The following is a 23,142-nucleotide window of genomic DNA, read 5'->3' as shown; positions in this document are numbered from 1 at the left end:
TTGTTTATTGTAATATTAGGCTTTGCTTGAATTAGAATCCTCTAATTATACAGTTGGACTACGCCAGAGGGCGTGATCAAACATAAGAGGAGAGAGAAATGATTGCTAAGTTTGCTTGCATAGCCGCTGTTCTTACTATCGCTTCCGTTGGTCAGGCCAATGCCGGCGGTCTTCTGGGCGGCATCCTGTCCGGAAACAGCAACAAGGGCGGCGCGCTCGTTGTCGTCTCGCCCAGCATCGATCTGGGTGTCAGCGGTATCCTGTCCAATAACGGGATTCTGAACGGCAACAAGACCGGTATCCTGAACGGCATCCTCAACGGCAACAAGACCTCCGTCGATGTCATCGACAACAAGAATGACGGCAGCAAGAAGCGTCGCCACTGAATAAGCCAGATCGAAAATCGACAGGGATTTTCGACGGAAACGATGCGCGCAGGACATAAGCCGGGAACAAGCCTCGAGTTGCGTGTGTATGACGCATAGCGCTTCCGGCAAGAACAAACGGTGCATCGCAAGACTGGAAGGGGGCCTCGTGGCCCCCTTTTTTTTGTTCGGCTTTTCAGGTTTGAACGAGCTTTATCAGTATTTTCTACCTTGGATAGCGTCATGGGTGTGATAAGGCGCAATGCGAAGGGATGTTGAGCTGTTAGTATTCTCGTATTATCTAATATTGTAGTTTATTTACTCTATATATTCTTATATTATTGAAGTATGTTCATCTATATTTATATCGATGTGACATTTCGACACTTGCTTTTAACTTTTCAATGTTTCAATCACAGGGTGCGTACGCTTGGCGATTTTGTTTTTCGACCACGTCATATTTCGTCCCGCAACGCGGCGGGTGAGAAAATTTTTGAAGGAGCTATTGCATGTTGAAACAATCATTTCTGGCGCTCGTCACTCTCGGTGTGCTTTCCGGTGCGGCCATTGCTGCCGATGCCGTCAGCGACGTTCCGGTAGCGCCGGTCGCCACTGACGCCGCACCGGCCTTCTCCTGGGGTGGTTTTTATGCCGGTGCTTCGGCCGGTTACGGTTGGGAGCGTCTGAAAACGACGGAAGATGGTGATACAGACAAACATAGTTTCGATGGTGCACGTTTTGCGGGTTTTGCGGGTTATAATGCCGAAGTCGCGCCATCTGTCATTCTTGGCGTCGAGGGTGACCTCGGTTATGCTTGGGGCGATAAAAAGATCAATTTGAGCGAGGTTTCCGCAGGCTTCAACGGTTCAGCGCGCCTGCGTGCCGGTTATGCCATCGACCGCGCCCTGATCTACACCGCCGGTGGTTACGCCGCGACGGACAGCGAGATCAAGACGCCGTTCGGCAACGCCAGCAAGATGCTGAATGGTTGGACGATCGGCGCCGGTGTCGACTACGCCTTCACCGACAACGTATTCGGTCGTCTGGAGTATCGATACAATGATTTCGGCAAGGAAACCTATACTGTTCAGGGCATTTCTGCCGATGGAAAACTAAGCGAACACGTCGTCACCGTCGGTCTCGGCGTGAAGTTCTGATCGGCCGCCTTTCGTTTCCGGGGCTGACGCTCGTCTTTGCGGCGCACGCACCGGCGGCGACAGTCTGGTAGCAATATCGATTCATAACTGGCCCGGTGGAAAGAATATCTCCGGGCTGGATAATCCTTGAATGGGCGCGCGGGCTTTCCGTTGATAGGTGACGCCCACCCTCAAGGCCATAGCCATGCGGCATTAGAAAAACGGCTTCGCTTTCATACGAATAATGAAACCGTCCTGCCGCCCACATGGGCTTGAACCGCGCACCGTTTTGATGTGAAGGTGGGCTTCACGTCCTCCAAGCTTTCAGTCGATTCCCCATGTTACAGAAACGCGCTTCGCCGGACGCTTTTGATCGTCAGGCCTATTTGATCGCGCTACTGGTCTTCGTTGCCGGCGGCACGAATGCGGCCGTCGTGCCATTTATCGGCTTTTATATCATTCAGGTGCTCGGTCATGCGCCGGCGACGCTCGGTCTTTACAGCGTGACCGCGATGCTGGCCTCGATCATTGCCAGCCGCATTTATGGCGAGCGTGTCGATGCCGGCGTGCGGGTGCGGCCATTGCTGCTTCTCTCCGTGCTTGGCGCCTTCGTCGCGGCGGCGGCGGCAACCTTCGGTCATCTGGCGCTGCTGGTGGCGATAACGGCAACCGGCATGGGGCTTTCCAACGCCGCCAGCACGCTCGTCTTCAGTTATGGCCGGTATCACGGCCGGGTAAAGGCGCTCGATACGGCGTCCTACAATGCTTTTCTGCGGATGATGGTGTCGCTGGCATGGATGCTGCTTCCGGCTGCCGCCTATCTGATCGTCGATCTCGCCGGCGCAAAGGCGGTGTTCCTGAATGCCATGTTGATGGCCGCTATCTGGGGCGGGCTTGCACTTGCCATCGTGCCGCGTGGCCAGACTTGCCCGATGGAGCGGCGGGAGGAGGGGGAAGCCGATGCGGGGCGTAACCTGCCGCTGCTTCTGGCGGCGACGGCGAGCTTCTGCATGTCTTTCGCCCACTCCCTGTGCGCCTCTGCCCTGCCGGTGTTTCTGGTGCGGGAAGTGGGCCTGCCGGATTACGCGCCGGGCCTGTCGCTCAGCGTCAAATGCGCGATGGAGGTTCTGCTCATTCTGCTTGCGCCGAGGATCATGCGGCGCGTCAGCGCCCGTATTCTTCTCTGCATCGCGGCGGTGATGGCGATCGTTGCCTTCAACATCATCGCCTCGGTCCAGACCCTGCCCGCCATGATTTTCGGTGCGGCGATGGAAGGCGCCTATTACGGGCTTTTCGCCGGCACGAGCCTGACCTTCATTCAGGGCTTTGCACGTGGCCGCACGGCGCGGGCGACGGCGCTTTACATGAATTCCATCTTCCTTGCCGCGCTGTTTGCGGTGCCGCTAATGGGGTTCGTGGCGCAATATGCCAGCTTCGGTGTCTCGATCCGGCTTGCCTCGGTGGGCGCCGGTGCCGGGTTGCTGCTGCTATTCCTCACGCGCCGCCAGGTGGGCGAGTAAGGGCAATTCATCCAGCCGCCCTCATTCCTGTGCTTGTCACAGGAATCCAGTCAGCCCAAGTCCTTGGGCTGAAAGGGCTCTCTCGCCACGCAGACGCGCGTCGGCTGGATTCCTGTGACAGGCACAGGAATGAGGGAGTCGGTGCATTGCGCGCCCCGTCGCCGCCTTACGCCGAAATGTCGATAATGCCGCAATCGCCCGCTTCGGAGGCGAAGGCCAGCAGCTTGCCGGTGGCGCTCCAGTCCATGCTCGTGATGGCGCCCTTGCCGGGGCGGCGCAGCAGGGCTTCCTTGCCATCGGCAAGGCGCACACCCAGCACCATGCCATCGATGAAGCCGATGGCCAGCACGTCTTCCACCGGGTGGAAGGCGACATTGGTGACCATGATGTTGGCGCGGGTGCCGAGCTCTTCCGGCGCCTTGCCCATCGGGCCGTCCTTGCCGGAAAATGGCCAGACGATCGCGGCTGGCGCGCCTGATGAGGCGAGCCATTTGCCCTTGGCCGACCAGGAAATGGATTTGACCTTGGCGGGATATCCCGTCATGCGCATGTGGCGGGCTTCCATGCCGCCCTTGGTCGCTTCCATCTTCCAGCCGTGCAAAGCGTTTTCCTGCATGGTGGTGACGAGGAACTTGCCATCGGGCGAGAAGGTGACGCCGGTATGGGCGCCCTTCCATTCCAGATCGACGGGATCGCCTGATGTTGCCACCCAGTGCAGCGTCACACCGTTATAACGGGCCACCGCAATGCGCAGGCCCTTTGGCGCGAAGGCGATGGCCTCCACCGTGCGCTCTTCCTTGAATTCCTTGACCGTGCCGTCCGACAGCCGGACGAAACTGGATTTGCCGACGCCATAAGCGACAGCCTTCTGCGGCCCGCCGGCGACGACGCCCACCCATTTGCGTGGCACGTTGGCGATTTCGCCGATGCTGCCATCATGACCGATGCGCAGCACACGGCCGTCCTCGCCGCCGGAAAGCAGCGTGGCGCTATAGGGGTCGCGCACGCAGGTCAGAAGCCCGTCATGCGCCTCAGTCACCTTCTCGCCGCCATCCAGCCGGTGAATGGTGCCGGCGGCGGTGGCAAACAGGGGAATGTCGCCGAGAAAATGGGTCGAGACCACGTGGCCTTCGATATCAAGCGGGGCAACAGTCGGCATGGGGCATCGGTCTTTCGTATCTGTGTCGGATGGGGCGACGATGTCGACCCCGGCGGCAGGCATGGTTCTAAAGCATTTCCGGCAAAAGCGGAACCGCTTTTACGTTCGGACGATTCGTGAAATCAAGTAGATAGACCGTTTTGTCGTCGAGGAACCACCCTATACGGCAGTTGAAAATCATTGACACTCCGGCGCTCCGGGCTCACCCCCCTCTGTCCTGCCGGACATCTCCCCCTCAAGGGGGGAGATCGTTCCTTGGCGAGGTTTCGCACCTCTCGACGGTTGAGAATGAAGCGGCGAGAAAGCCTCTTGCCGATCTCCCCCCTTGAGGGGGAGATGTCCGGCAGGACAGAGGGGGGTGAGCCCGGAGCGCCGGAGTGTCAATGATTTTCAACTGCCGTGTACGGTGTCGAAGAACGCGCGTCGGGTGGATGACGGACGCAGCCGTACCCCGGCTCAGAGCCGGGGTGACGGAGGGATAAGGATCAGGCCGTGGCGAGGCAGGCGTTGAAGCTCTTTTCCAGCTTCTCACGATCCAGTTCGCGGCCGATGAAGACGAGGCGGCTTTCGCGTTTTTCGTCTTCCTTCCACGGGCGCTGGTGATCACCTTCGATGATCATGTGCACGCCCTGCACCACGTAACGTTCGGCATCGCCCTTGAAGGCGATGATGCCTTTCAGGCGCAGAATATTCGGACCGTCGGTCTGCGTCACCTTCTGGATCCACGGGAAGAAGCGCTCGGGGTTCATCTCGCCGCCGCGCAGCGAAACGGATTGCACGGTCACGTCGTGAATTGCCGAAACCGCGCCATGGTGATGGTGGCCGTGGTCATGCCCATGGTCGTGCCCATGATCATGATCGTGGTGATGCCCGTGATCGTGGTCATGATGATGGTGGTCATGATCGTGATGGTGGTGGTCGCAATCGGGACCGCAGGCATGGTCCTCATGGCCGTGTTCGAGGAAATGCGGATCGTTTTCGAGTGCACGTTCCAGATTAAACGCGCCCTGATCGAGAACGCGGGCGAGATCGACGCCGGAACGGGTGGTCTTGTAGATGCGCGCGGACGGGTTGATGGCGCGCACGATATCTTCGATGCGGGCAACTTCCTCCGGCGAAACGAGGTCGGTCTTGTTGACGATCACGACATCGGCAAAGGCGATCTGGTCTTCGGCCTCGCGGCTGTCCTTCAGGCGCAGCGGCAGGTGCTTGGCATCAACAAGCGCGACAACGGCGTCAAGCTCGGTCTTGGCGCGCACGTCGTCATCCATGAAGAAGGTCTGGGCAACGGGAACGGGGTCGGCAAGGCCAGTGGTCTCGACGATGATGCCGTCGAAACGGCCGGGCCGGCGCATCAGGCCTTCCACGACGCGGATCAGGTCGCCGCGCACCGTGCAGCACACGCAGCCATTGTTCATTTCGTAGATTTCTTCATCAGACTCGACGATCAGATCGTTATCGATGCCGATCTCGCCGAATTCATTGACGATGACAGCGTATTTCTTGCCGTGGTTCTCGGAGAGGATACGGTTGAGAAGCGTCGTCTTGCCGGCGCCGAGATATCCCGTCAGGACGGTGACTGGAATGGGCTTGGCTGGTGCTGTTTCGGTCATGGAAAACCCCGCGTGGAGAAAGGCCGTGAAGGCCCCAAGGAAGAAGTGTTGTCGTCCATATAGGCGCGACGTCCGGGCAGTTCAAAGAGATTTTGGTCGAATTCTGCCAGCTTGTTCAAATTTTGTTATGAAATAACGTTATGTCAAAATCGTGGACGTCTTGAAGCAGTTCGACAAGGCCGCCGACCGCATGGGAGATGAGCCTTTCGCCCTTTTCGGCTGAGGCGGCAGTGGCGTTTCCGGCGACACCGTCAGGGTTCAGATCGCTCATCAGCCAGCCGAAGGCATGCGGCCCATAGGCGCGCAGATGCCTGAAACGGTCGGCGAAATCGCTTTGCCGGGAAGGAAAGTCGGCCGCTTTTTCCATCGCCACCCGCTCCGGGCAAAGCGCCAGCATGACCGATGTCTCGATATCGCCGCCGTGGATGTCGATCGCCTTGTCTTCCTGCCTCACGATATCGGCCGGTACACCGAAACGGGTCCAGCTTGTCGCGACCGCCAGCATGCCGAAACGGGCGCGGGCCTCGGTGGCGACGATGGTCATCAACGGTGAATTACCGCCATGGGCGTTCAGCATCACGAATTTGCGCACGCCTTTTTCATATTCGGCCTTCGCAATGCCGAGCCAGCGCTCAACGGCCTCGTCGTAACGCAACGTCCGGGTGCCGGGCACATCCATGTGTTCGATGGAATATCCGACGGGCTCCACCGGCAGGAAGGAGACGGGCAGATGGGTGGGCAAGGCAGCGGTGAGACGGGAGACGATGCCTTCGGCAATCAGCGTATCGGTCTCGAAGGGCAGGTGCGGTCCATGCTGCTCATGCGCACCCAGAGGCAGCACGGAAATTACACCTGTTGCGCGAAGATGCGGGTCTGTTACGTTTTCGTCGTGATATTGCGTGTATGAGTTTGGCATCTGGCAGTCCGCACGTGCATTCGGTAAGGATTTCCAGCAACATATATCGGTTCCGCCACAGGGTAAAAGGCACTCGCATATGAGCAAGGATAAAACTGGGCATAAGGACAAGGGCGCCAAGAAGGAAAAGAGCGGCAAGAAGGTAAAGGACGCCAAAAAAAGGGATGAGAATTTCAACCCTGAGGAACTGGCGCAATCCATCACCCAGGCCGCCCGCTCCATGCGCACGGCGCTGAGCCACAGCCTTGCCGAAAGCGGCCTTTATGCCGGGCAGGACGGCGTTATCCTGGCGCTCGCGCAGGAAGGCAGCCTGACGCCCGGGCAGATCGCCCAGAAACTCGGCGTCAAGGCGCCGACCATGACGCGCACCATCGGCCGCATGGAGGCCCAGGGCTTCGTGGAACGCAGCGGCGACGACGAGGATGGCCGTGTCACGCTGGTGAAGCTGACGGAGGCGGGGCTGAAAAGCGTCGAGCATATCAATGTCTCGATTGCCAATTGCGGCGCCCGCGCCATTGAGGGGCTTTCGGCCAAGGATGTGCGCACCGTGGTTAAACTTCTCAAGGCGATCGACACCAATCTTCAATAATTTGTTGAAATTTTTAAAAATAAAACTCTGTTTTGTGGGTATCTCTTAAACGGGTTGCGGATTTTGTTTAAATTGTTTAATTGCAATTTAAACAGATACGTCGTCAACGACATGCGTTTGGGAGGAATGCCGTGGCCCAAAAGGTCAAACTGTCCACGATTGCCGAAAGTCTCGGCCTTTCGACCGCCACCATTTCCCTCGCTTTGCGTGACAGTCCGCTGGTTGCCTCCGACACGCGCGACAAGATCAAGGAACAGGCGCGAGCGCTCGGTTACATCTACAACCGCCGGGCGGCCAGCCTGCGCACCTCGCGCTCCGGCATTGTCGGCGTGGTGTTCCACGATGTGATGAACCCCTTCTACGGCGAAATTCTGAAAGCCATCGAAAGCGAGCTGGACCGCAGCCGCCAGACCTTCATTCTTTCCAACCACTACGATTCGGTGGAGAAGCAGCGCACCTTCATCGAAACACTGCTGCAGCTGGGTTCTGACGGTATCATCATGTCGCCCGCCATCGGCACGCCGATCGAGGATATGACGCTGGCCGAGGAAAACGGCATGCCCGCCATTCTGGTGGCCCGTTCCCTGGATGGCGTCGACATGCCGACCTATCGCGGCGACGACAGCTACGGCATTTCGCTGGCGACAAATCATCTGATCAGCCTCGGCCACCGCACCATCGCCATGGTTGGCGGCACCGACCAGACATCCACCGGCCGTGACCGGTATCAGGGTTATGTCAACGCGCTGCGTAAGGCGGGTATCGAGGTCGATCCGAACCTGCGCATTCCGGGGCCCCGCTCCAAGCAGGGCGGCTTTGAGGCCGCCGTGCATTTCCTCTCCCTGCCGCAGAAGCCGACGGCTGCCGTTTGCTGGAACGATCTCGTCGCCATCGGCCTCATGAACGGCATTTCGCGTGCCGGTCTGGTGCCGGGCGTCGATATTTCCGTCACCGGCTATGACGATCTGGAGGAGGCGGCGATCGCCACGCCGGCGCTGACCACCGTGTCCAACGGGCAGGCCGAGGTGGGGCGTCTCGCAGCACGGGCGCTGCTGGACAGGCTGGCCGGCAGCCACGAACCGGATGGCATCCACCTCATCAAGCCGGAGATGCGCATCCGCCAGTCGACGGGGCCGGTGCGGCCGCGGGTCTGAGTCTATCGCCCGGGAGTATGGATGCGGCAGGCTGCCTGTTCCTGGTTGTTCGCGACGTTTCCTTCTTCCGTCATTCCGGCCCTGAGCCGGGATCCAGCCGGCGCGCGTCTGCGCGACGGGAAGAGCCCTTTCAGCCCAAGGACTTGGGCTGGCTGGATGCCGGATCAAGTCCGGCATGACGGATGTGCATGTGGTGCAAAAAAAACCGCATGAAACTTCCGTCTGCCCCCATAGCATCCCCTTATTGCCCTTTTCACGGCCGCCGTTGTTTGAAAAGATCGCGGCCCGGAGGAGCGGGATGGCGAGTGGTTCGCCTGAAATCCGGCTCCGGTGATATTGGAATGCAATCAGGAGGAATATCCACTCATGTCTGACAGACAAGCCGTCGTTCTCGTTCCCGGCAAGATAAACCCGCGCGTCCTCGAACGCCTCGAAGGCAAGGTCGAGATCGTGACAGTGCCCGCCGGTGCCGAGCCGGTTCTGCCTGAAGGTGCGGCTGAGCGCATCAACGCCATCGCCGTGTCCGGCGTCGTCAACGCCAAATGGATCGATGTGCTGCCGAAGCTTGAGATCATCGCCAATTTCGGCGTGGGTTACGATGGCGTCGATGCCAAACATGCCGCCACACGCGGCATCGTGGTGACCAATACGCCTGACGTGCTCAATGACGAAGTGGCGGATACGACGATTGCGCTGCTGATCAATACCGTGCGCCGTCTCTATCAGGCCGAGACCTGGCTTCGCGACGGCAAATGGGTTGGTGAAGGGCCCTTTGCGCTTTCGCCATTCTCGCTGCGCGGCCGCAAGGTCGGCCTCTTCGGCATGGGCCGCATCGGCCAGGAAATCGCCAAGCGGCTGGAGCCTTTCAAGGTGGAGATCGGTTATCACACCCGCAGCAAGCGCGATGGCCTCAACTATACCTATTACGGCTCGCTGAAGGAGATGGCGGAAGCCGTCGACATCCTGATCTGCATCGTGCCCGGCACGCCGGAGACGCATAAGGTGATCAACGCGGAAATCCTCTCCGCACTAGGGCCGCAGGGCGTTTTCGTCAATGTCGGCCGCGGTTCCAGCGTTGATGAAGATGCGCTTCTGCAGGCGCTTCAGAGCGGTGCCGTGGGTGCTGCCGGTCTCGACGTGTTCTATGCCGAGCCGAAGGTGCCGGAAGCGTTCCTGTCGCTGCCGAATGTTTCCCTGCTGCCGCACGTGGCGTCCGCCTCCATCCCGACGCGCAATGCGATGGCCGATCTCGTGGCCGACAATATTCTCGGCTGGTTTAAGGACGGCAAGGTACTGACGCCAGTGCCGGAAACGCCGGTCAAGGGGTGAGGCCGGAACCTCCACGCACCGTCACCCCGGACTTGATCCGGGGCCCAGCATGATCAAGTCTTTGATCATAAAAGACTCCTGTCACGGCGCAGATGCGCCGTGGCTGGATGCCGGATCAAGTCCGGCATGACGGAGGAGACGTTTTCGCCCTTTGTGGGCGTTCTATTCCGCAATCTCCGCGCTTCCCACCCAGCGCCCTTCGGCAAACGACCGGGCCATGGCATGAATGCTGCGCTCGATCTTCAGCCCTTCCTCGAAATCGATGATATGCGCCTTCTTGCCCTCGATGGCGGCGATGAGTTCGCGGCATTCGATCACTTTCAGGTCGTTGAAGCCGAGCCCGTGGCCGGGGGCGGGAATGAAGCGGTCATAGGGCTTATGGTGAGGTGCGGCGAGGATGGTTCTGAAACCCTGCTCCTCCGGACGTCCGTCCGTTGTGTAGAGCTGGAATTCGTTCATCCGCTCCTGATCGAAGAGGATCGAGCCGGTGGAACCATAAATCTGGATGGCGATGCGGCCTTTGCGGCCCCAGGCCGAGCGGTTGGCGATCAGCACGGCGGAAATGCCGCCTTCGAGTTTCAGAAGCACGCTGGCAAGATCGTGCGTCTCGACAGCGCGCTCGCCACCGCCGCTCAGCGGCCGCGTCGCATAAGGTTTCACCATATCGGTGATCGCGCTTTCGGCATGGCCGAACAGGGAAAACAGCAGTGACAGCGGGTGAACGGCGAAATCATCCAGCGCGCCATAGCCGGATGAGGCTTCGCTCTTCCAGTAGAAGGGCTGGGTGGCATCCGCCATGAAGTCCTCATCCATCTCGGCGCGGACATGATAGACCTTGCCGATCGCGCCTTCGTCGATGAGGCGGCGCATATGGCGGATCATAGGGTTCTGGATGTAGTTGTAGCCCATGGCCGCCGCCTTGCCGGACCGGCGGGCCGCATCGCGCATCTTCACCGCGTCGGCAAAAGCGGGCGCCATCGGCTTTTCGCACCAGACATGCTTGCCGGCATCGAGTGCGGCAATTGCCATTTCGGGGTGAAAGGCATTCGGTGTGGTGACTGAGATCACATCAATCTCCGGATCGGAAAGCAGGTCGCGCCAGTTGCCGGTCGAGCGGGCGAAACCGAACTCGGCCGCTTTCTTGGCCGCCAGCTCGGGATTGACCTCCGCGAGCGTGACCAGCCGCGGGCGCTCCACATCGCCGAAGACGCTGGTGAGGTTGTTCCACGCCAAAGCGTGGCACTTGCCCATGTAACCTGTGCCAATAAGGCCAACGCCAAGAGCGGTCATGGTCTTTCCTCCCTAAATTGTTAGAATGAAATCAGCGATTTATCTAATTCTGTTATTTCTGAAGCACAGTGTATGGCGGTAGGGCCGATGCCGGTCCCACGGCCCTCATTCCTGTGCTTGTCACAGGAATCCAGCCAGCCCAAGTCCTTGGGCTGAAAAGACTCCTTCCGCCGCGCAGACGCGCGTCGGCTGGATTCCTGTGACGAGCACAGGAATGAGGGTGCTGCGGCATGTCTCACGGATTGTCGCGCTTGAAAATCCAGTCATGATCGGGATGGTTCTTGAAGCGCCATTTGCGCATCGGCCCGGCCATCACGTTCAGATAATACATCTCATAACCGTAAGGCGCGCCGCAAGGGTGGTGTCCCTTGGGCACCAGCACGACATCGCCGTTCGCCACCGCCATGGTTTCGTCAAGCGAGCCGTCTTCGGTAAAGACGCGCTGGAAACCGAAACCCTGCGCCGGGTTGAGGCGATGATAATAGGTCTCTTCCAGATAGGTCATGTCGGGGTAATTATCCTCATCATGCCGGTGCGGCGGATAGGAGGACCAGTTGCCCGACGGCGTGAAGACTTCCGTTACCAGCAGGCTGTCGGCCACATCGCGTTCTTCCATGGCGATGGGGAAGATGTAACGCGTATTAGCGCCCTTGCCACGCTCCGTCAGCTGCACACCATTGGGACCGATCTGCTGCGCCTCGCGGCTGCCTTTTTCGCCGGGTGCGGTGCAGACGCCGACGGTGCAGTCGGTCGTGGCCGTCAGCGACCATTCGGAGCCTGCGGGCACGTAGACGCAGTGCGGCGGTTTGCGTTCGAACACATTCATGCGGTCGCCGAGTTCACCGAAATCCTTCCCGCCGGCGGAAATCGTCGCCTTGCCTTCGACCAGCACGAGGATAACTTCGGTATCGCCGGTGTTTTCCGCCGCCGTCTCGCCCGGTTTCAGGCGGTAGAGGCCGAAACCGACATAACCCCAATCCGCGCTTTGGGGCGTGATATCGTGCACCTTGCCGCTTGTCGCGACCGGCTTGCGCAGAAGTGAGGTCATGGTGGTGTTCCTTTTTGGTCAGTCGTTTAATTTATCGGGCGGCTATTCCCGCGTTTTCCTCATCCCTGTGCTCGTCACAGGGATCCAGTCAGCCCAAGTCCTTGGGCTGAGAGGAGTCTTTCCGCCGCGCCGACGCGCGTCGGCTGGATTCCTGTGACGAGCACAGGAATGAGGGTGGAGGGGGCTGCACCGGAGCATATGATCCGCAGACGTATACACTCTGATGCCCCCTGCTCAGTTCAGGCAGCCTGAGCCTTGTCCAACCCGGCTTCGCGTGCAAAAGACTTCAGCGACTTCAGCCCGAGGCTCTGATATTCGAAGGGGTTGCGCACATCCGGGTCCTGCTCGGCCTCGATGACCAGCCAGCCGCTGTAATTGTGCTCGGCCGCCACTTTCAGCACCGGCGGGAAGTTCACGCCGCCCTCGCTGTCACCCGGCACGGTGAACACGCCGCGGCGAACGCCTTCTAGGAAGGAAAGCCGTTCGTTCCGTACCTGATCGGCTATCACCGGCCGCACGTTTTTGGCGTGGATATGGCCGACGCGGTGCATGTATTTCTGCGCGACGCGCACGGGATCGCCGCCACCGAACAGGCAATGGCCGGTATCGAGCAGCAGATGGGTTTTCGGCCCGGTGTGCTTCATCAAAAGGTCGATCTCGTCTTCGCTCTCGACCACGGTTCCCATGTGGTGATGGTAGACGAGTGTGATGCCCTGTTCGGCAGCATAGGCCGCCAGCGCCTCGACACCTGCACCGAACTTGGCCCAGTCCTCGGCCGCAAGGCGCGGACGGTCGACCAGCGCAGTGTCATCAGCGCCGTGAATGGCGTTGGAGGTCTCGCAGACGATGATGACTTTTGAGCCCATCGCTTTCAGCAGATCGAGCGCCGGCTGCATCGCCTTCTTTTCGGATTCGATGCTGTCGGTCAAAAGGTTCAGCGAATGCCAGCCGGAGACGAAGGACAGGCCGCGCGGCGAAAGCACGCCCTTCAGGCCTTCCGGCTCCGTCGGGAACTTGTGGCCCTTCTCGATGCCGTCGAAGCCGATCTTTGCGGTTTCGTCGAGGCACTGTTCAAGGCTGATATGCGCGCCCAGCGTGCGGTCGTCGTCGTTGGACCAGGCGATCGGGTTGGTTCCGTAACGGATCATCTTACTGTCTTTCCTTGAGATGGTTTTCATAACGGGCGCGCGCCGGGCCGATTTCGGCGCGTTCGGAAACTTCAGGCACCGCGACATCCCACCAGTGACCACCCGCTTGCGGCGTCGGATAGGGGTCGGTATCGATGACGATCACGGTCGTGCGGGTGGACGCGCGGGCGCTCGCGAGCGCCGCTTCCAGCTCGGAAATGGTGGAGACCTTGCGTGCATCCGCCCCCATCGAGCCGGCATGGGCGACGAAGTCGATGGCGATCGGGTTGACGTTGGTGTGGGCGTAGAGGTTGTTGAACTCCGCGCCGCCGGTCTCCATCTGCAGTCGGTTGATGCAGCCGTAACCCCTGTTGTCGGTGATGACGAGCGTGATCTTGACGCCCATGGCGACCGATGTGGCAAGCTCGGAATTCATCATCATGTACGAGCCGTCGCCGACCATAACGATCACGTCCCGGTCCGGTTCCGCCATCTTGATGCCAAGGCCGCCGGCCACCTCATATCCCATGCAGGAGAAGCCATATTCCATGTGATAGGAGAGCGGCAGTTTCGATTTCCACAGCTGGTGAAGCTCGCCTGGCATGGTGCCTGCGGCGCACATGACGACGGTGTTGTCACGCGATTGGCGCTGCACCGCGCCGATCACCTGCATGTCTGTCGGCAGGCTGTTGGCGTTGTCTTTGCCCGGCGCTGCCGTATCGGCATCGGCCTTCTTGAACCATGCCGCCTTGAGGCCTGCATCCGGTGCCGCGAAACGGTGGCTGCCAAGCGCGGCCGACAGTTTTTCAAGGCCGATCTTCGCATCCGCCGTCAGGCTGATCGCATCATGCTTGGCGCTGTCATAGGGCTGCACGTTGAGGGCGAGAATCTTGCGGTCCGGGTTCTTGAACAGCGCCCAGGAGCCGGTGGTGAAATCCTGAAAGCGGGTGCCGACGCCAAAGACCAGATCGGCCTTCTCGCTGACGATATTGGCGCTTTCGGCACCCGTGACGCCGACTGGGCCGAAATTGAGATCGTGATCCCAGGCGAGCGCCGATTTGCCGGCCTGCGTTTCCACCACGGGGATGGAATGTTTTTCGGCAAAGTTTTTCAGCGTTTCGGTGGCGCCTGCGAAATGCACGCCGCCGCCGGCAACAATGACGGGGTTCTTCGCAGCCTTCAGTGCGGCGACGGCGGCCTCGAATTCCACGACATCCGGCTCGGGGCGGCGTTGCCGCCAGATGCGCTTTTCAAAGAAACTGACCGGATAGTTGTAAGCTTCCGCCTGCACATCCTGGCAGAAAGCGAGCGTGACGGGGCCGCAATCGGCCGGGTCCGTCATGGTACGCATGGCGCGGGGAAGGGCGGTGAGCAATTGTTCCGGCCGCATGATGCGGTCGAAATAACGGCTGACCGGACGGAAGCAGTCATTCACCGTCATGGTGCCGTCGCCGAAATCTTCCAGCTGCTGCAGCACGGGGTCGGGGCCGCGATTGGCGAAGACATCGCCGGGGATCAAGAGCACCGGCAGGCGGTTGACATGCGCAAGCGCTGCCGCCGTCACCATGTTGGCGGCACCGGGGCCGATGGAGGAGGTGACCGCCATGGCCCGCCTGCGGCGCAGCTGCTTGGAATAGGCAATCGCCGCATGCGCCATGGATTGTTCGTTCTGGCCGCGATAGGTCGGCAGTTCCTCGCGAATGCCATAAAGCGCCTCGCCGATGCCGGCGACATTGCCGTGGCCGAAAATGGCCCAGACACCGGCGATATAGGTCTCGCCATGTTCATTCATCTGCGCGGCGAGGTAACGAACCATAGCCTGCGCAGCCGTCATTCTGATTGTCTTCACGCTGCCTCTCCCTTTTTGGCGCGCGCCTCATCCCATATGCGGCACAGGCTGGTGTAGCGCTGCGCCATGTCCTTCACCGCTTCCTGATCTGTCATCTTGCCACCGAGCCATGCCCGGGCAGCATCTGCGAAAATCGTGCGGCCGACGGCGAAACCTTTGACCAGATCGAAACCGGCGGCAAGGCGGAAGCTCTCCTCCAGCTCGCTTTGCGGTGCGTCGAGACCGAGAACGACGATGCCCCGCACGTAAGGATCGTTGCGATGCACGGCGTCACAGGCGTTCTTCCAGGCTGCGCGCGTCTTCATCGGCTCCAGTTTCCACCAGTCGGGATAAACGCCGATCTCGTAGAAACGCTCGACGATGCGGGCGGCCGTCAGATCGTCGGTCGGGCCGACCTTGGAGGGGATCACCTCAAGCAGCATTTCCAGACGGTTGCGGCGTGTCGCCTGGAACAGACGCATGACCGTCTCCTCCTGTGCGGCGCGCATCTCGTCGCTGTCATCGGGGTGGTAGAAGCACAGAACCTTGACGACATTTTCAAGCGGCCATTCGGACAGCCCGCCGAAATCCTTGCCGAGTTCGGGTTCCAGCGTCAGCGGGCGCGAGCCCGGCCATTCCACCGGCCGGCCGATCCAGAGACCCGAGCCGCTGGCGGCGAAAAGCGCATCGCGGCCAAGGCGTCCGTCACAGAGAATACCGTAACCCGCCTTGCCACCGGAAACCGTTTGCGCGGCCTCGAGGCAGAGCTTCTTGAAAGCGCCGATACGCTCGTGTTTCACGCCGAGTTCGTCGGCGATGGCTTCCAATTGCATGCGGTGGTCGAAGGCGAAGACCCGCATCGTGTCCCAGTCGCCCTTGCGGTTGGTCGACCAATGCACCTGTTCCAGCGCCTCGTCCTTGCGCAGCGCCTTGTTGCGAATGCCGGCCTTGAAGAAATATTGCAGCTCTTCCCAGCTCGGATAGGCCGGCGTGCAGCCGTGGCGGGAAACGGCGAACGCGCCGCAGGCATTGGCGTATTTCAGCGTCGTCGGCCAATCCTCGCCGCGCAGCCAGCCGCGGAACAGCCCGGCCATGAAACCATCGCCTGCGCCGAGAACATTGAAGACCTCGATCGGAAAACCTTCACCCGTCTCGCCATCGTCGAGGCTCGCCGGAATTTCGCCGACGAACACCGACGCACCCATTGGCCCGCGCTTGCACACCAGCGTCGCGTTTGAGACCTTGCGCACGGCATTCAATGCGGCAAGCGTATCGGTCGAGCCGCCGGCAATGTGGAATTCTTCTTCGGTGCCGACGATCAGGTCGAAGAGATGCAGGGTGGATTGCAGCTTGGCGGTGACCTTCTGCGATTCGACGAAACGGCTTTCACCATCGCCATGGCCGGCCACGCCCCAGAGATTGGGCCGGTAATCGATATCGAGCGCGGTTTTAGCGCCATTTTCACGCGCAAGTTTCAGCGCCTTCAGCACGGCCGCTTCCGTCTTCGGATGCGACAGATGCGTGCCGGTGGCGCAGACGCAAGCGGCTTCGGCGATGAAAGCGGGATCGATATCGTCTTCGCTCAGCGCCATGTCGGCACAGTTTTCACGATAGAAAATCAGCGGAAACTGGTTCTGGTCACGAATGCCGAGCAGCACCAGCGCGGTCAGCCGCTCCGGGTCAGTTTTGACACTGCGCACGTCCACGCCTTCTCGCACCAGCTGTTCGCGAATGAAGCGGCCCATATGCTCGTCGCCGACGCGGGTGATGACGGCGCTGTTGAGGCCGAGGCGCGCGGCACCCGCCGCAATATTGGTGGGAGAGCCGCCGATATATTTGGCAAAGGAGGCCATGTCTTCCAGACGGCCGCCGACCTGCGAACCGTACAGGTCGACCGACGAGCGCCCGATCGTGATGAGATCAAGTTTTTTCAAAAGGTTCCTCCTTCGGACCGCGTATCGCGGCGGTCAGCCTCACATGTGTGGAGCGGCATTCCAGCGCGGGACTTGGCCCGCACCTTTCGTCATCCCGCTCCGGTGAGCCTCCTCCGCCCACGTAACTCCGTCACGAGACGGACGATCATGGAATGTCCGTTTCATGGATTTGGATCATAAATTCTATTTTTTACGTTTTCAATAAAAATATTCAGGCAGTTTTGCGGGTTCCCACAGCCACGGCCAGCGTGATGGCGAGACAGAGCGTGGCCGAAAGCGAGCGGAATGCGCCGAAATCGATCTCTGTCACCGTAAGAAGCGTTGCGCCGGATTTGCGCAGCGGATTGACGGCGGAATCAGACATGGCGACGACCGGAATGCCGTTGGCGCGGGCCGTTTCCGCCAATTCCAAGGTTTCCGCCGAATAGGGGGAAAAGGTGATCGCGATCAGCGCGTCCTCGCGGGAGATGGCGCTGATATTGCCGAGCCCGCCGACGGCGCTGTGCAGAACCGCCGGAACCTTCATCTTCTCAAAGGCGTAAGCCAGATAGCTGGCAATAGGAAAGGAACGTCGCAAACCGACGATATGCACGGTGCGCGCCTTTGCGAGCACCGCGACCGCCTCGTCGAGCTGCCGCGTATCGACCGATTTCAGCAGCATTTCCAGGGAGGAACGACCGGCCTCCACAAATTCCGCCAGCAGCCCGGACGCGCTTTCGTCGCCCTTTTCACGCAGGTGGTCGAGCCGGGTGGCATAATCCGGCCAGCCACCGACATAGGAATCACGGAACAGGCGCTGCATCTCCGAAAAGCCGGAAAAGCCCATGATCTGGCAAAAACGCATAAAGGCCGAAGGCTGCACACCGGCACCCTCAGCCATTTCGGCCACGGTGGAAACGGCGATGCGATCCTGATTGGAAGCGACATAGTCGGCGCATTGGCGTAATCGCTTGGGCAACCCCTCCGCGACCTGGAGCAGCCGCTCCTCAAAAGCCTTTACGGATTCTGGCGCATCGATTGCCGTCATTGTCGTTCCTTTGTGCGGAGTGAAATCGTGTGCACTTTAACTGCAATGGAATTTTTATTCCATTGGGTTTTTTAGGAAGGGGTAAATGAGGTGGGATGAGTCTATATGGCCACAGGTGGTCCTACATCCTCCCCTCATCCCTGTGCCCGTCACAGGGATCCAGCCGACGCGCGTCTGCGCGTCGAAAGGGGTCGTTTCAGCCCAAGGACTTGGCTGGCTGGATTCCTGTGACAAGCACAGGAATGAGGGGGAGATGTACGCGCTGTCTGCGTCCCTTAATCTAGAAGCCGTTCCGACCGAAAACTATTCTGGTTTTCAACCGGATGCACTCAGTGCAGCCCACCCACACCAAGATGGGTGTCAACAATATCCGGGTTCGCCGCAAGATCGACCGACGGCCCTTCCCAGACGATTCGGCCGCGTTCCATGATGATGGCGTGGTCGGCGAAGTCGATGGCCATCTGGATGCGCTGTTCGACGAGAAGAATGGTCATTTCGCCCGATTGCGCCAGTTTGGAGAAGGCCGCCATCAGTTCCTCGCAGATGACGGGGGCGAGGCCCTCGAGCGGTTCGTCGAGAAGCAGCACTTTGGGTTGGCCGAGGATGGTGCGGGCGGTGGAGAGCATCTGCTGCTCACCGCCGGAGAGTTGCGAGCCGAGATTGCGGCGTCTTTCCTTCAGGCGCGGAAACAGCGTGTAGGCTTCCTCGATGGCGGATTTCGGCCGGCCCTTGAGGCCGACGAAGAGGTTTTCCTCGACGGTCAGCGTCGGAAAGACATCGCGGGTCTGGGGCACATAACCGAGACCCGCGCGGGCGCGGGCCGCACTCGGCAAGGCAGCGATATCCTGTCCGCCGATGCGGATATCGCCGGAAAAGCGCTTCGTCTGCCCGGCAAGCGTGGCGAACAGGCTGGTCTTGCCGACGCCGTTGCGGCCGAGCACCGCGAAACGCGAACCGGCGGGAACGGAAAGCGACAGCCCCTCGATGACGCGGGTGGGGCCATAACCGGCGGTCAGGTTGGCGATTTCAAGCGGCGCTGCGGGCATCGGCGTAACTTCCCAGATAGGCTTGGCGAACTTCGGCATTGCTGGTCACTTCATCAGGCGAACCGTCGAAGATGACGGCGCCAGCTGCGAGCACCACCACACGTTTGGCAAAACGGAAGACCAGATCCATGTCGTGTTCGATCATCAATATGGCGAGGTCGGCGGGCAGGCGGTCGAGCGCCTGTTCGATGCGCGCCGTTTCCGTCGAGGGAACGCCGGCGGCGGGTTCGTCGAGCAGCAGGATTTTGGGCCTGAGCGCCATGGCAAGCGCGATCTCGATCAGCCGTTGCTGGCCGTAGGCGATTTCACGAACGCGGGTTTCGGCAAGGCCAAGCAGGCCAAGCGTGCCGAGAATGTCGCGCGCCTCGCTCATGACTGATGGCATGGCACGGTAACGGCCGAAAATCCGGCCCGTTTTGCCTTCCCGTTGCAGGATGGCGAGCGCGACATGTTCCTCCGGCGTCATGTCCTGAAACAGCCGCGTGACCTGAAAGGAGCGCACAAGCCCGCGCTTCACGCGCTGGCTGGCGCTGAGCCCGGTCACGTCTTCTCCGGCAATCCGCACGCTTCCAGCGGATGGCTTGATGTTGCCGGTCACGAGGTTGACGAAAGTGGTCTTGCCGGCACCATTGGGGCCGATCAGCACCGTGCGGTCCCCCGGGGAAAGAGACAGCGAGACATTGTTCGTAACAACGAGGCCGCCGAAATTCTTCTGCAGGCCGGATACTTCGAAAATGGCGCTCATTTGCGATCTCCCCGCAGGCGCGTGATGATCTGTTCGCCCGCGCCGTAAAGGCCACGCGGTGCAAAGAGCACGACGGCGATCAGCAGCAGGCCGACAATGGTGAGCCAGTGGAACGGGTTGGCGGCCGAAACGACATCCTCGAACCACATGAAGGTGACGGTGCCGATCAGCGCGCCATAAAGCGAGCCTGCGCCGCCGAGAACCAGCATGACCAGCCCCTCCGCCGAAAGCGTGAAGCTGAGGCTGTCGAGACCGACCACCTGGGTCGAAATGGCGTTCAGCGCGCCACCGATGCCGGCGACGATGCCAGAGATGACGAACATCTTCAAAATCGTGCCGTTGACCGATCCACCCATGGCCTGAATGCGGATGCTGTCCTGCTTGACGCCGCGGCAGAGCATGCCGAATGGCGAATTGACGACGACCCTGAGCGCAAGGAAGACGACAAGCAGCAGGACGACGCCGTAAATATAGGCGGTGCGGCCGAAAAGATCGAACTCGAAGGTGCCGAACAGCGCATCGGGCGAGACACCGGCTAGGCCATCGCTGCCACCGGTCCAGTTCGACGCCTTGTTGGCGGCCTCATGGAAAAGATGGATGACGGCAATGGACAGCACCAGCTGCGGCAGACCATGCGCCCGCAACAGAACCGTGCCGGACAGGAGGCCGGCGACGCCGCCGGCGGCAGCCCCGATGACGGTCATCAGAAGCGGATCGGTTATATTGAAATGGGCAGCGGCAATGCCGGCTGCATAGGCGCCGGCGCCGAACAGCGCCGCATGGCCGAGCGTCGCGACGCCGCAATAGCCGGTGACGAGATCGATGGAGAGCACCAGAAGCGCAATCGCGATGATGCGTGTCAGAAGCGCCAGATTGTCCGGAAACAGGAAATATCCGGCGATGGCCGCAGCGATGATGACGAGGGGGCCGCCAAGCGCGCGCAAGGGTGAGCGGGCTTTCACGGGCTTTGCCGTTTCAGTGATGTCGTTCATGAGCACCGCCATCTCATTTCGCCCTTCCAAGAAGGCCGCGCGGGAACAAGGTGATGATCACGATGACCGCCAGATAGAAGAAGAATTCGCCATATTCCGGCGCAAGGTAACGTCCCGTCGTGTCGATCGCGCCAAGCAGCAGGCAGGCGATCAGAGCGCCGGGAATGGAACCTGCGCCGCCGACCGAAACGACTACCAGGAAGGTGACCATGTAGCGCAGCGCATAATAGGGTTCGACCGGCAGCAATTCCGCGCCGATGACGCCGCCCATGGCGGCAAGGCCGACGGCGATGGCGAAGCTGATGGCATAGATGACTTCGGTGCGCACGCCGAGCGCCGCGGCCATGGCGGCATTGTCCACCGCCGCCCGCAGCTTGATGCCGAAGGCGGTCTTTTCGAATGTGAACCAGAGTGCCGCCGCAACGACGAGACCGCTGACGATGGCAAAGATGCGATGGGTGGCGATGGTGCGGAAACCTAGATCGGTGGGGCCGGCCAGCTGTTGCGGCAGCGGAATGGTCTTGAGCGTCGGGCCGAATACGAAATTGGCGATGCCGATGATGCAGAAGGTGATGCCGATGGTCATCAGCACCTGCGTCAATTCGGGAGCACCGTAAATACGCCGGTAGAGGAAACGTTCGAGCGGTATGGCGATCACGATCGTTCCGACGATCGCGACAAGGATTGCCGCGGCGTAACCGAGGCCGAGGCCATGGGCGGCATAGGAGGCGAGATAACCGCCGATCATGGCAAAGGCGCCGTGGGCCAGATTGACCACCCGCATCAGCCCCATCGTCACCGAAAGGCCGATGGAGATGATGAAAAGCACCATGCCATAGGCAAGCGCATCGACAAGGATGCTGAAGACCGTCTGCATGCTGAAAAAGCTCCTCCCGGTGCTGCAATGCCCGACCCGGGCCGGAACCGAACCGCTGCGAGAGCGGTTCGACCGTTTTTAATAGCTGCCGTCTATGTCTTGTTACTTCGCGGCAGCGAGGCCCGGATCGCCCTGTTTTTCGAAAGTCTGGACTTCCTTGTTGTAATAGTTGCCGTCATCGCCCTTGGCGACCTCGCGCAGATAGATGTTCTGCGTGATGTGGCGGCTTTCGGGATCGATGCTGACAGGGCCGCGCGGGCTTGTCCAGGAAAGACCCTTCACCGCCTCGACCGCCTTTTCCGCATCCTGCTTACCGCCCGTCGCCTCGATCATCTTGGTGATGACATACATGCCGTCAAACGCGCCGACTGAGGGGAAGGACAGTTCCTTGGGGTTGCCGATGGCCTTGGCCGCAGCTTCCACGAAGGTCTTGTTCTCGGGTGAATCGTGCGAGACGGCATAGTGGAAGGTCGTCTGCATGCCGAGTGCGGATTCGCCGAGCGCCGGCAGATCGGACTCCTGCGTGAGGTCACCCGGCGCGAAAAGCTTGATGCCGGATGATTTCAGGCCGTTGTCGTTAAAGGCCTTCACGAAGCCGAGCGTTGTCGGGCCGGATGGCAGGAAAGCGAAAACGCCCTGCGCGCCGGAATCCTTCACGCGCTGCATGATGGGGCTGAAATCATTGGTGGAAAGCGGCATGCGAATGCTTTCGACAACTTCGCCGCCTGCAGCGGTGAAGGCCGCCTTGAAGGCGTTCTCGGCATCGACGCCCGGGCCGTAATCGCTGACCAGCGAGATGACCTTCTTGACGCCGCCATCAAAGGCCACCTTGGCGATGGGGCTCGACGTCTGCCACGTGGTGAACGAGGTGCGCACCACATAGGGGCTTTTCGTGACGATGGCCGACGTGGCGGCATTCATCACCACCATCGGCACATTGCCCTGTTTCAGAAGCGGGGTAACGGCCATGGCGTCAGGTGTGAAATAGAAGCCGGCGAGATATTGCACGCCTTCCTTCACCACCAGTTCCTGCGCCAGCGCCTTGGACTGCGCCGGATCGGCCTGCGGCACGTCGCGATAAACGACCTCGACCGTGTCATCGCCGACCTTGTTGCCGTGAAGCGCAAACCAGGCGTCTATGCCGGCCTTGAAGTTCTTGCCCTGCAATGCGAAGGGGCCGGAGAACGGACCAACCACGCCGACCTTGATCGTCTCGGCATAAGCAGCAGAACTGAAACAGATGGCCGCGATTGCGGCGGTGATCCGTAATTTCATGATTTCCTCCCAATTGATCCGTGGCTCCCTCCACCGATCCAGACTGCCAGATTGATGAGTGCGATGGCCAAAGTAAAATGAAATAAGGGGGATGATAAATAACCTGACGGTTATCAATGCCCGTCCCGCCGCGTCTTTCCTATGCGAGATCTCACAATAGTGATCATCCCGT

20 protein-coding genes are annotated in these 23,142 nt (G+C 60.3%); 6 read left to right on the top strand and 14 right to left on the bottom strand.

From position 1 onward, the window contains the following. Positions 1–98 precede the first annotated feature (98 nt). The 3 genes from OK142_RS16085 to OK142_RS16075 all read left to right on the top strand — a co-directional run bounded on the left by OK142_RS16085 (position 99) and on the right by OK142_RS16075 (position 3,021). Positions 99–386 carry a hypothetical protein gene (locus OK142_RS16085; protein ID WP_498683868.1) on the top strand — a complete coding sequence of 96 codons (288 nt, stop codon included), beginning with the start codon at positions 99–101 and terminating at the stop codon, positions 384–386. Between the two features lie 488 nt (positions 387–874). After that, a complete protein-coding gene (locus OK142_RS16080) occupies positions 875–1,522 on the top strand; it encodes an outer membrane protein (RefSeq protein WP_498683865.1) in 648 nt (215 codons plus the stop codon). A gap of 317 nt (positions 1,523–1,839) precedes the next feature. Beyond that, complete coding sequence (locus tag OK142_RS16075; RefSeq protein WP_003499158.1) at positions 1,840–3,021, top strand: MFS transporter; 1,182 nt, start codon at positions 1,840–1,842, stop codon at positions 3,019–3,021. 166 nt (positions 3,022–3,187) lie between these two features. Here OK142_RS16075 and OK142_RS16070 read toward each other — a convergent pair whose 3' ends face one another. The 3 genes from OK142_RS16070 to OK142_RS16060 all read right to left on the bottom strand — a co-directional run bounded on the left by OK142_RS16070 (position 3,188) and on the right by OK142_RS16060 (position 6,709). Then, positions 3,188–4,180, bottom strand: a complete 993-nt coding sequence (locus OK142_RS16070; protein WP_498683862.1) for a WD40 repeat domain-containing protein — start codon at positions 4,178–4,180, stop codon at positions 3,188–3,190. 485 nt (positions 4,181–4,665) lie between these two features. After that, positions 4,666–5,793: a CobW family GTP-binding protein gene (locus OK142_RS16065; protein ID WP_498683860.1), complete on the bottom strand. Its 1,128-nt coding sequence runs from the start codon at positions 5,791–5,793 to the stop codon at positions 4,666–4,668. 115 nt (positions 5,794–5,908) lie between these two features. Next, a complete protein-coding gene (locus tag OK142_RS16060; protein ID WP_498683858.1) occupies positions 5,909–6,709 on the bottom strand; it encodes a creatininase family protein in 801 nt (266 codons plus the stop codon). A gap of 79 nt (positions 6,710–6,788) precedes the next feature. On the opposite strand from OK142_RS16060, the gene OK142_RS16055 reads away from it, so the two are divergent. From OK142_RS16055 to OK142_RS16045, 3 genes are all read left to right on the top strand, one after another. Then, entirely contained in the window at positions 6,789–7,298 is a 510-nt protein-coding gene (locus OK142_RS16055; RefSeq protein WP_498683856.1) for a MarR family winged helix-turn-helix transcriptional regulator, read from the top strand. 131 nt (positions 7,299–7,429) lie between these two features. Beyond that, positions 7,430–8,452 carry a LacI family DNA-binding transcriptional regulator gene (locus tag OK142_RS16050; RefSeq protein WP_003499171.1) on the top strand — a complete coding sequence of 341 codons (1,023 nt, stop codon included), beginning with the start codon at positions 7,430–7,432 and terminating at the stop codon, positions 8,450–8,452. A 366-nt stretch (positions 8,453–8,818) separates the two neighbouring features. Continuing rightward, on the top strand, positions 8,819–9,781 hold the full coding sequence (locus OK142_RS16045; protein ID WP_498683855.1) for a 2-hydroxyacid dehydrogenase: 963 nt from the start codon (positions 8,819–8,821) through the stop codon (positions 9,779–9,781). Between the two features lie 162 nt (positions 9,782–9,943). Here the strand turns inward: OK142_RS16045 and OK142_RS16040 are convergent, their stop codons facing one another. The 11 genes from OK142_RS16040 to OK142_RS15990 all read right to left on the bottom strand — a co-directional run bounded on the left by OK142_RS16040 (position 9,944) and on the right by OK142_RS15990 (position 22,970). After that, positions 9,944–11,071 (bottom strand): Gfo/Idh/MocA family protein, encoded by a 1,128-nt coding sequence (locus OK142_RS16040; RefSeq protein WP_498683853.1) that lies wholly within the window; start codon positions 11,069–11,071, stop codon positions 9,944–9,946. Positions 11,072–11,306: 235 nt separating this feature from the next. Then, a complete protein-coding gene (gene iolB, locus OK142_RS16035) occupies positions 11,307–12,119 on the bottom strand; it encodes a 5-deoxy-glucuronate isomerase (RefSeq protein WP_498683851.1) in 813 nt (270 codons plus the stop codon). 239 nt (positions 12,120–12,358) lie between these two features. Beyond that, positions 12,359–13,267, bottom strand: coding sequence for a myo-inosose-2 dehydratase (gene iolE / locus OK142_RS16030; RefSeq protein ID WP_498683849.1), 909 nt, complete (start codon positions 13,265–13,267; stop codon positions 12,359–12,361). A 1-nt stretch (position 13,268) separates the two neighbouring features. Next, complete coding sequence (gene iolD / locus OK142_RS16025) at positions 13,269–15,095, bottom strand: 3D-(3,5/4)-trihydroxycyclohexane-1,2-dione acylhydrolase (decyclizing) (protein ID WP_498683848.1); 1,827 nt, start codon at positions 15,093–15,095, stop codon at positions 13,269–13,271. Beyond that, positions 15,092–17,008: a bifunctional 5-dehydro-2-deoxygluconokinase/5-dehydro-2-deoxyphosphogluconate aldolase gene (locus OK142_RS16020; RefSeq protein WP_498683846.1), complete on the bottom strand. Its 1,917-nt coding sequence runs from the start codon at positions 17,006–17,008 to the stop codon at positions 15,092–15,094. The genes iolD and OK142_RS16020 overlap by 4 nt, the downstream gene beginning before the upstream one ends. 211 nt (positions 17,009–17,219) lie before the next feature. Beyond that, a complete protein-coding gene (locus OK142_RS16015; RefSeq protein WP_082184861.1) occupies positions 17,220–18,035 on the bottom strand; it encodes a MurR/RpiR family transcriptional regulator in 816 nt (271 codons plus the stop codon). 329 nt (positions 18,036–18,364) lie between these two features. After that, the gene (locus tag OK142_RS16010; RefSeq protein ID WP_498683844.1) at positions 18,365–19,081 is read right to left on the bottom strand and encodes an ABC transporter ATP-binding protein; all 717 of its coding nucleotides are present in this window, start codon (positions 19,079–19,081) and stop codon (positions 18,365–18,367) included. Further along, positions 19,062–19,826: an ABC transporter ATP-binding protein gene (locus OK142_RS16005; RefSeq protein ID WP_003499190.1), complete on the bottom strand. Its 765-nt coding sequence runs from the start codon at positions 19,824–19,826 to the stop codon at positions 19,062–19,064. Before OK142_RS16005 ends, OK142_RS16010 begins: the two co-directional genes overlap by 20 nt. Further along, on the bottom strand, positions 19,823–20,830 hold the full coding sequence (locus tag OK142_RS16000; RefSeq protein WP_498683843.1) for a branched-chain amino acid ABC transporter permease: 1,008 nt from the start codon (positions 20,828–20,830) through the stop codon (positions 19,823–19,825). The genes OK142_RS16005 and OK142_RS16000 overlap by 4 nt, the downstream gene beginning before the upstream one ends. Position 20,831: 1 nt before the next feature. After that, the gene (locus tag OK142_RS15995; protein WP_137039651.1) at positions 20,832–21,695 is read right to left on the bottom strand and encodes a branched-chain amino acid ABC transporter permease; all 864 of its coding nucleotides are present in this window, start codon (positions 21,693–21,695) and stop codon (positions 20,832–20,834) included. A 102-nt stretch (positions 21,696–21,797) separates the two neighbouring features. After that, positions 21,798–22,970, bottom strand: coding sequence for an ABC transporter substrate-binding protein (locus OK142_RS15990; protein WP_003499193.1), 1,173 nt, complete (start codon positions 22,968–22,970; stop codon positions 21,798–21,800). Positions 22,971–23,142 lie beyond the last annotated feature (172 nt).

Origin of the sequence: Agrobacterium sp. BT-220-3 (assembly GCF_025910175.1) — a bacterium.
GTDB classification, from domain to species: Bacteria; Pseudomonadota; Alphaproteobacteria; order Rhizobiales; family Rhizobiaceae; genus Agrobacterium; species Agrobacterium oryzihabitans.
Note: the sequence above shows the minus strand (reverse complement) of the source record. Positions and strands in the feature narration are given on the sequence as shown.

What these genes read in the sequence shown, in the direction of transcription:
- OK142_RS16070 (WP_498683862.1), bottom strand. Translation starts at nt 4,180, where the DNA reads ATGCCGACTGTTGCCCCGCTTGATATCGAAGGCCACGTGGTCTCGACC.
- OK142_RS16080 (WP_498683865.1), top strand. Translation starts at nt 875, where the DNA reads ATGTTGAAACAATCATTTCTGGCGCTCGTCACTCTCGGTGTGCTTTCC.
- iolE (WP_498683849.1), bottom strand. Translation starts at nt 13,267, where the DNA reads ATGATCCGTTACGGAACCAACCCGATCGCCTGGTCCAACGACGACGAC.
- OK142_RS15995 (WP_137039651.1), bottom strand. Translation starts at nt 21,695, where the DNA reads ATGCAGACGGTCTTCAGCATCCTTGTCGATGCGCTTGCCTATGGCATG.
- iolB (WP_498683851.1), bottom strand. Translation starts at nt 12,119, where the DNA reads ATGACCTCACTTCTGCGCAAGCCGGTCGCGACAAGCGGCAAGGTGCAC.
- OK142_RS16000 (WP_498683843.1), bottom strand. Translation starts at nt 20,830, where the DNA reads ATGGCGGTGCTCATGAACGACATCACTGAAACGGCAAAGCCCGTGAAA.
- OK142_RS16040 (WP_498683853.1), bottom strand. Translation starts at nt 11,071, where the DNA reads ATGACCGCTCTTGGCGTTGGCCTTATTGGCACAGGTTACATGGGCAAG.
- OK142_RS16075 (WP_003499158.1), top strand. Translation starts at nt 1,840, where the DNA reads ATGTTACAGAAACGCGCTTCGCCGGACGCTTTTGATCGTCAGGCCTAT.
- OK142_RS16015 (WP_082184861.1), bottom strand. Translation starts at nt 18,035, where the DNA reads ATGACGGCAATCGATGCGCCAGAATCCGTAAAGGCTTTTGAGGAGCGG.
- OK142_RS16005 (WP_003499190.1), bottom strand. Translation starts at nt 19,826, where the DNA reads ATGAGCGCCATTTTCGAAGTATCCGGCCTGCAGAAGAATTTCGGCGGC.
- OK142_RS16055 (WP_498683856.1), top strand. Translation starts at nt 6,789, where the DNA reads ATGAGCAAGGATAAAACTGGGCATAAGGACAAGGGCGCCAAGAAGGAA.
- OK142_RS16085 (WP_498683868.1), top strand. Translation starts at nt 99, where the DNA reads ATGATTGCTAAGTTTGCTTGCATAGCCGCTGTTCTTACTATCGCTTCC.
- OK142_RS15990 (WP_003499193.1), bottom strand. Translation starts at nt 22,970, where the DNA reads ATGAAATTACGGATCACCGCCGCAATCGCGGCCATCTGTTTCAGTTCT.
- OK142_RS16045 (WP_498683855.1), top strand. Translation starts at nt 8,819, where the DNA reads ATGTCTGACAGACAAGCCGTCGTTCTCGTTCCCGGCAAGATAAACCCG.
- OK142_RS16010 (WP_498683844.1), bottom strand. Translation starts at nt 19,081, where the DNA reads ATGCCCGCAGCGCCGCTTGAAATCGCCAACCTGACCGCCGGTTATGGC.
- OK142_RS16065 (WP_498683860.1), bottom strand. Translation starts at nt 5,793, where the DNA reads ATGACCGAAACAGCACCAGCCAAGCCCATTCCAGTCACCGTCCTGACG.
- OK142_RS16060 (WP_498683858.1), bottom strand. Translation starts at nt 6,709, where the DNA reads ATGCCAAACTCATACACGCAATATCACGACGAAAACGTAACAGACCCG.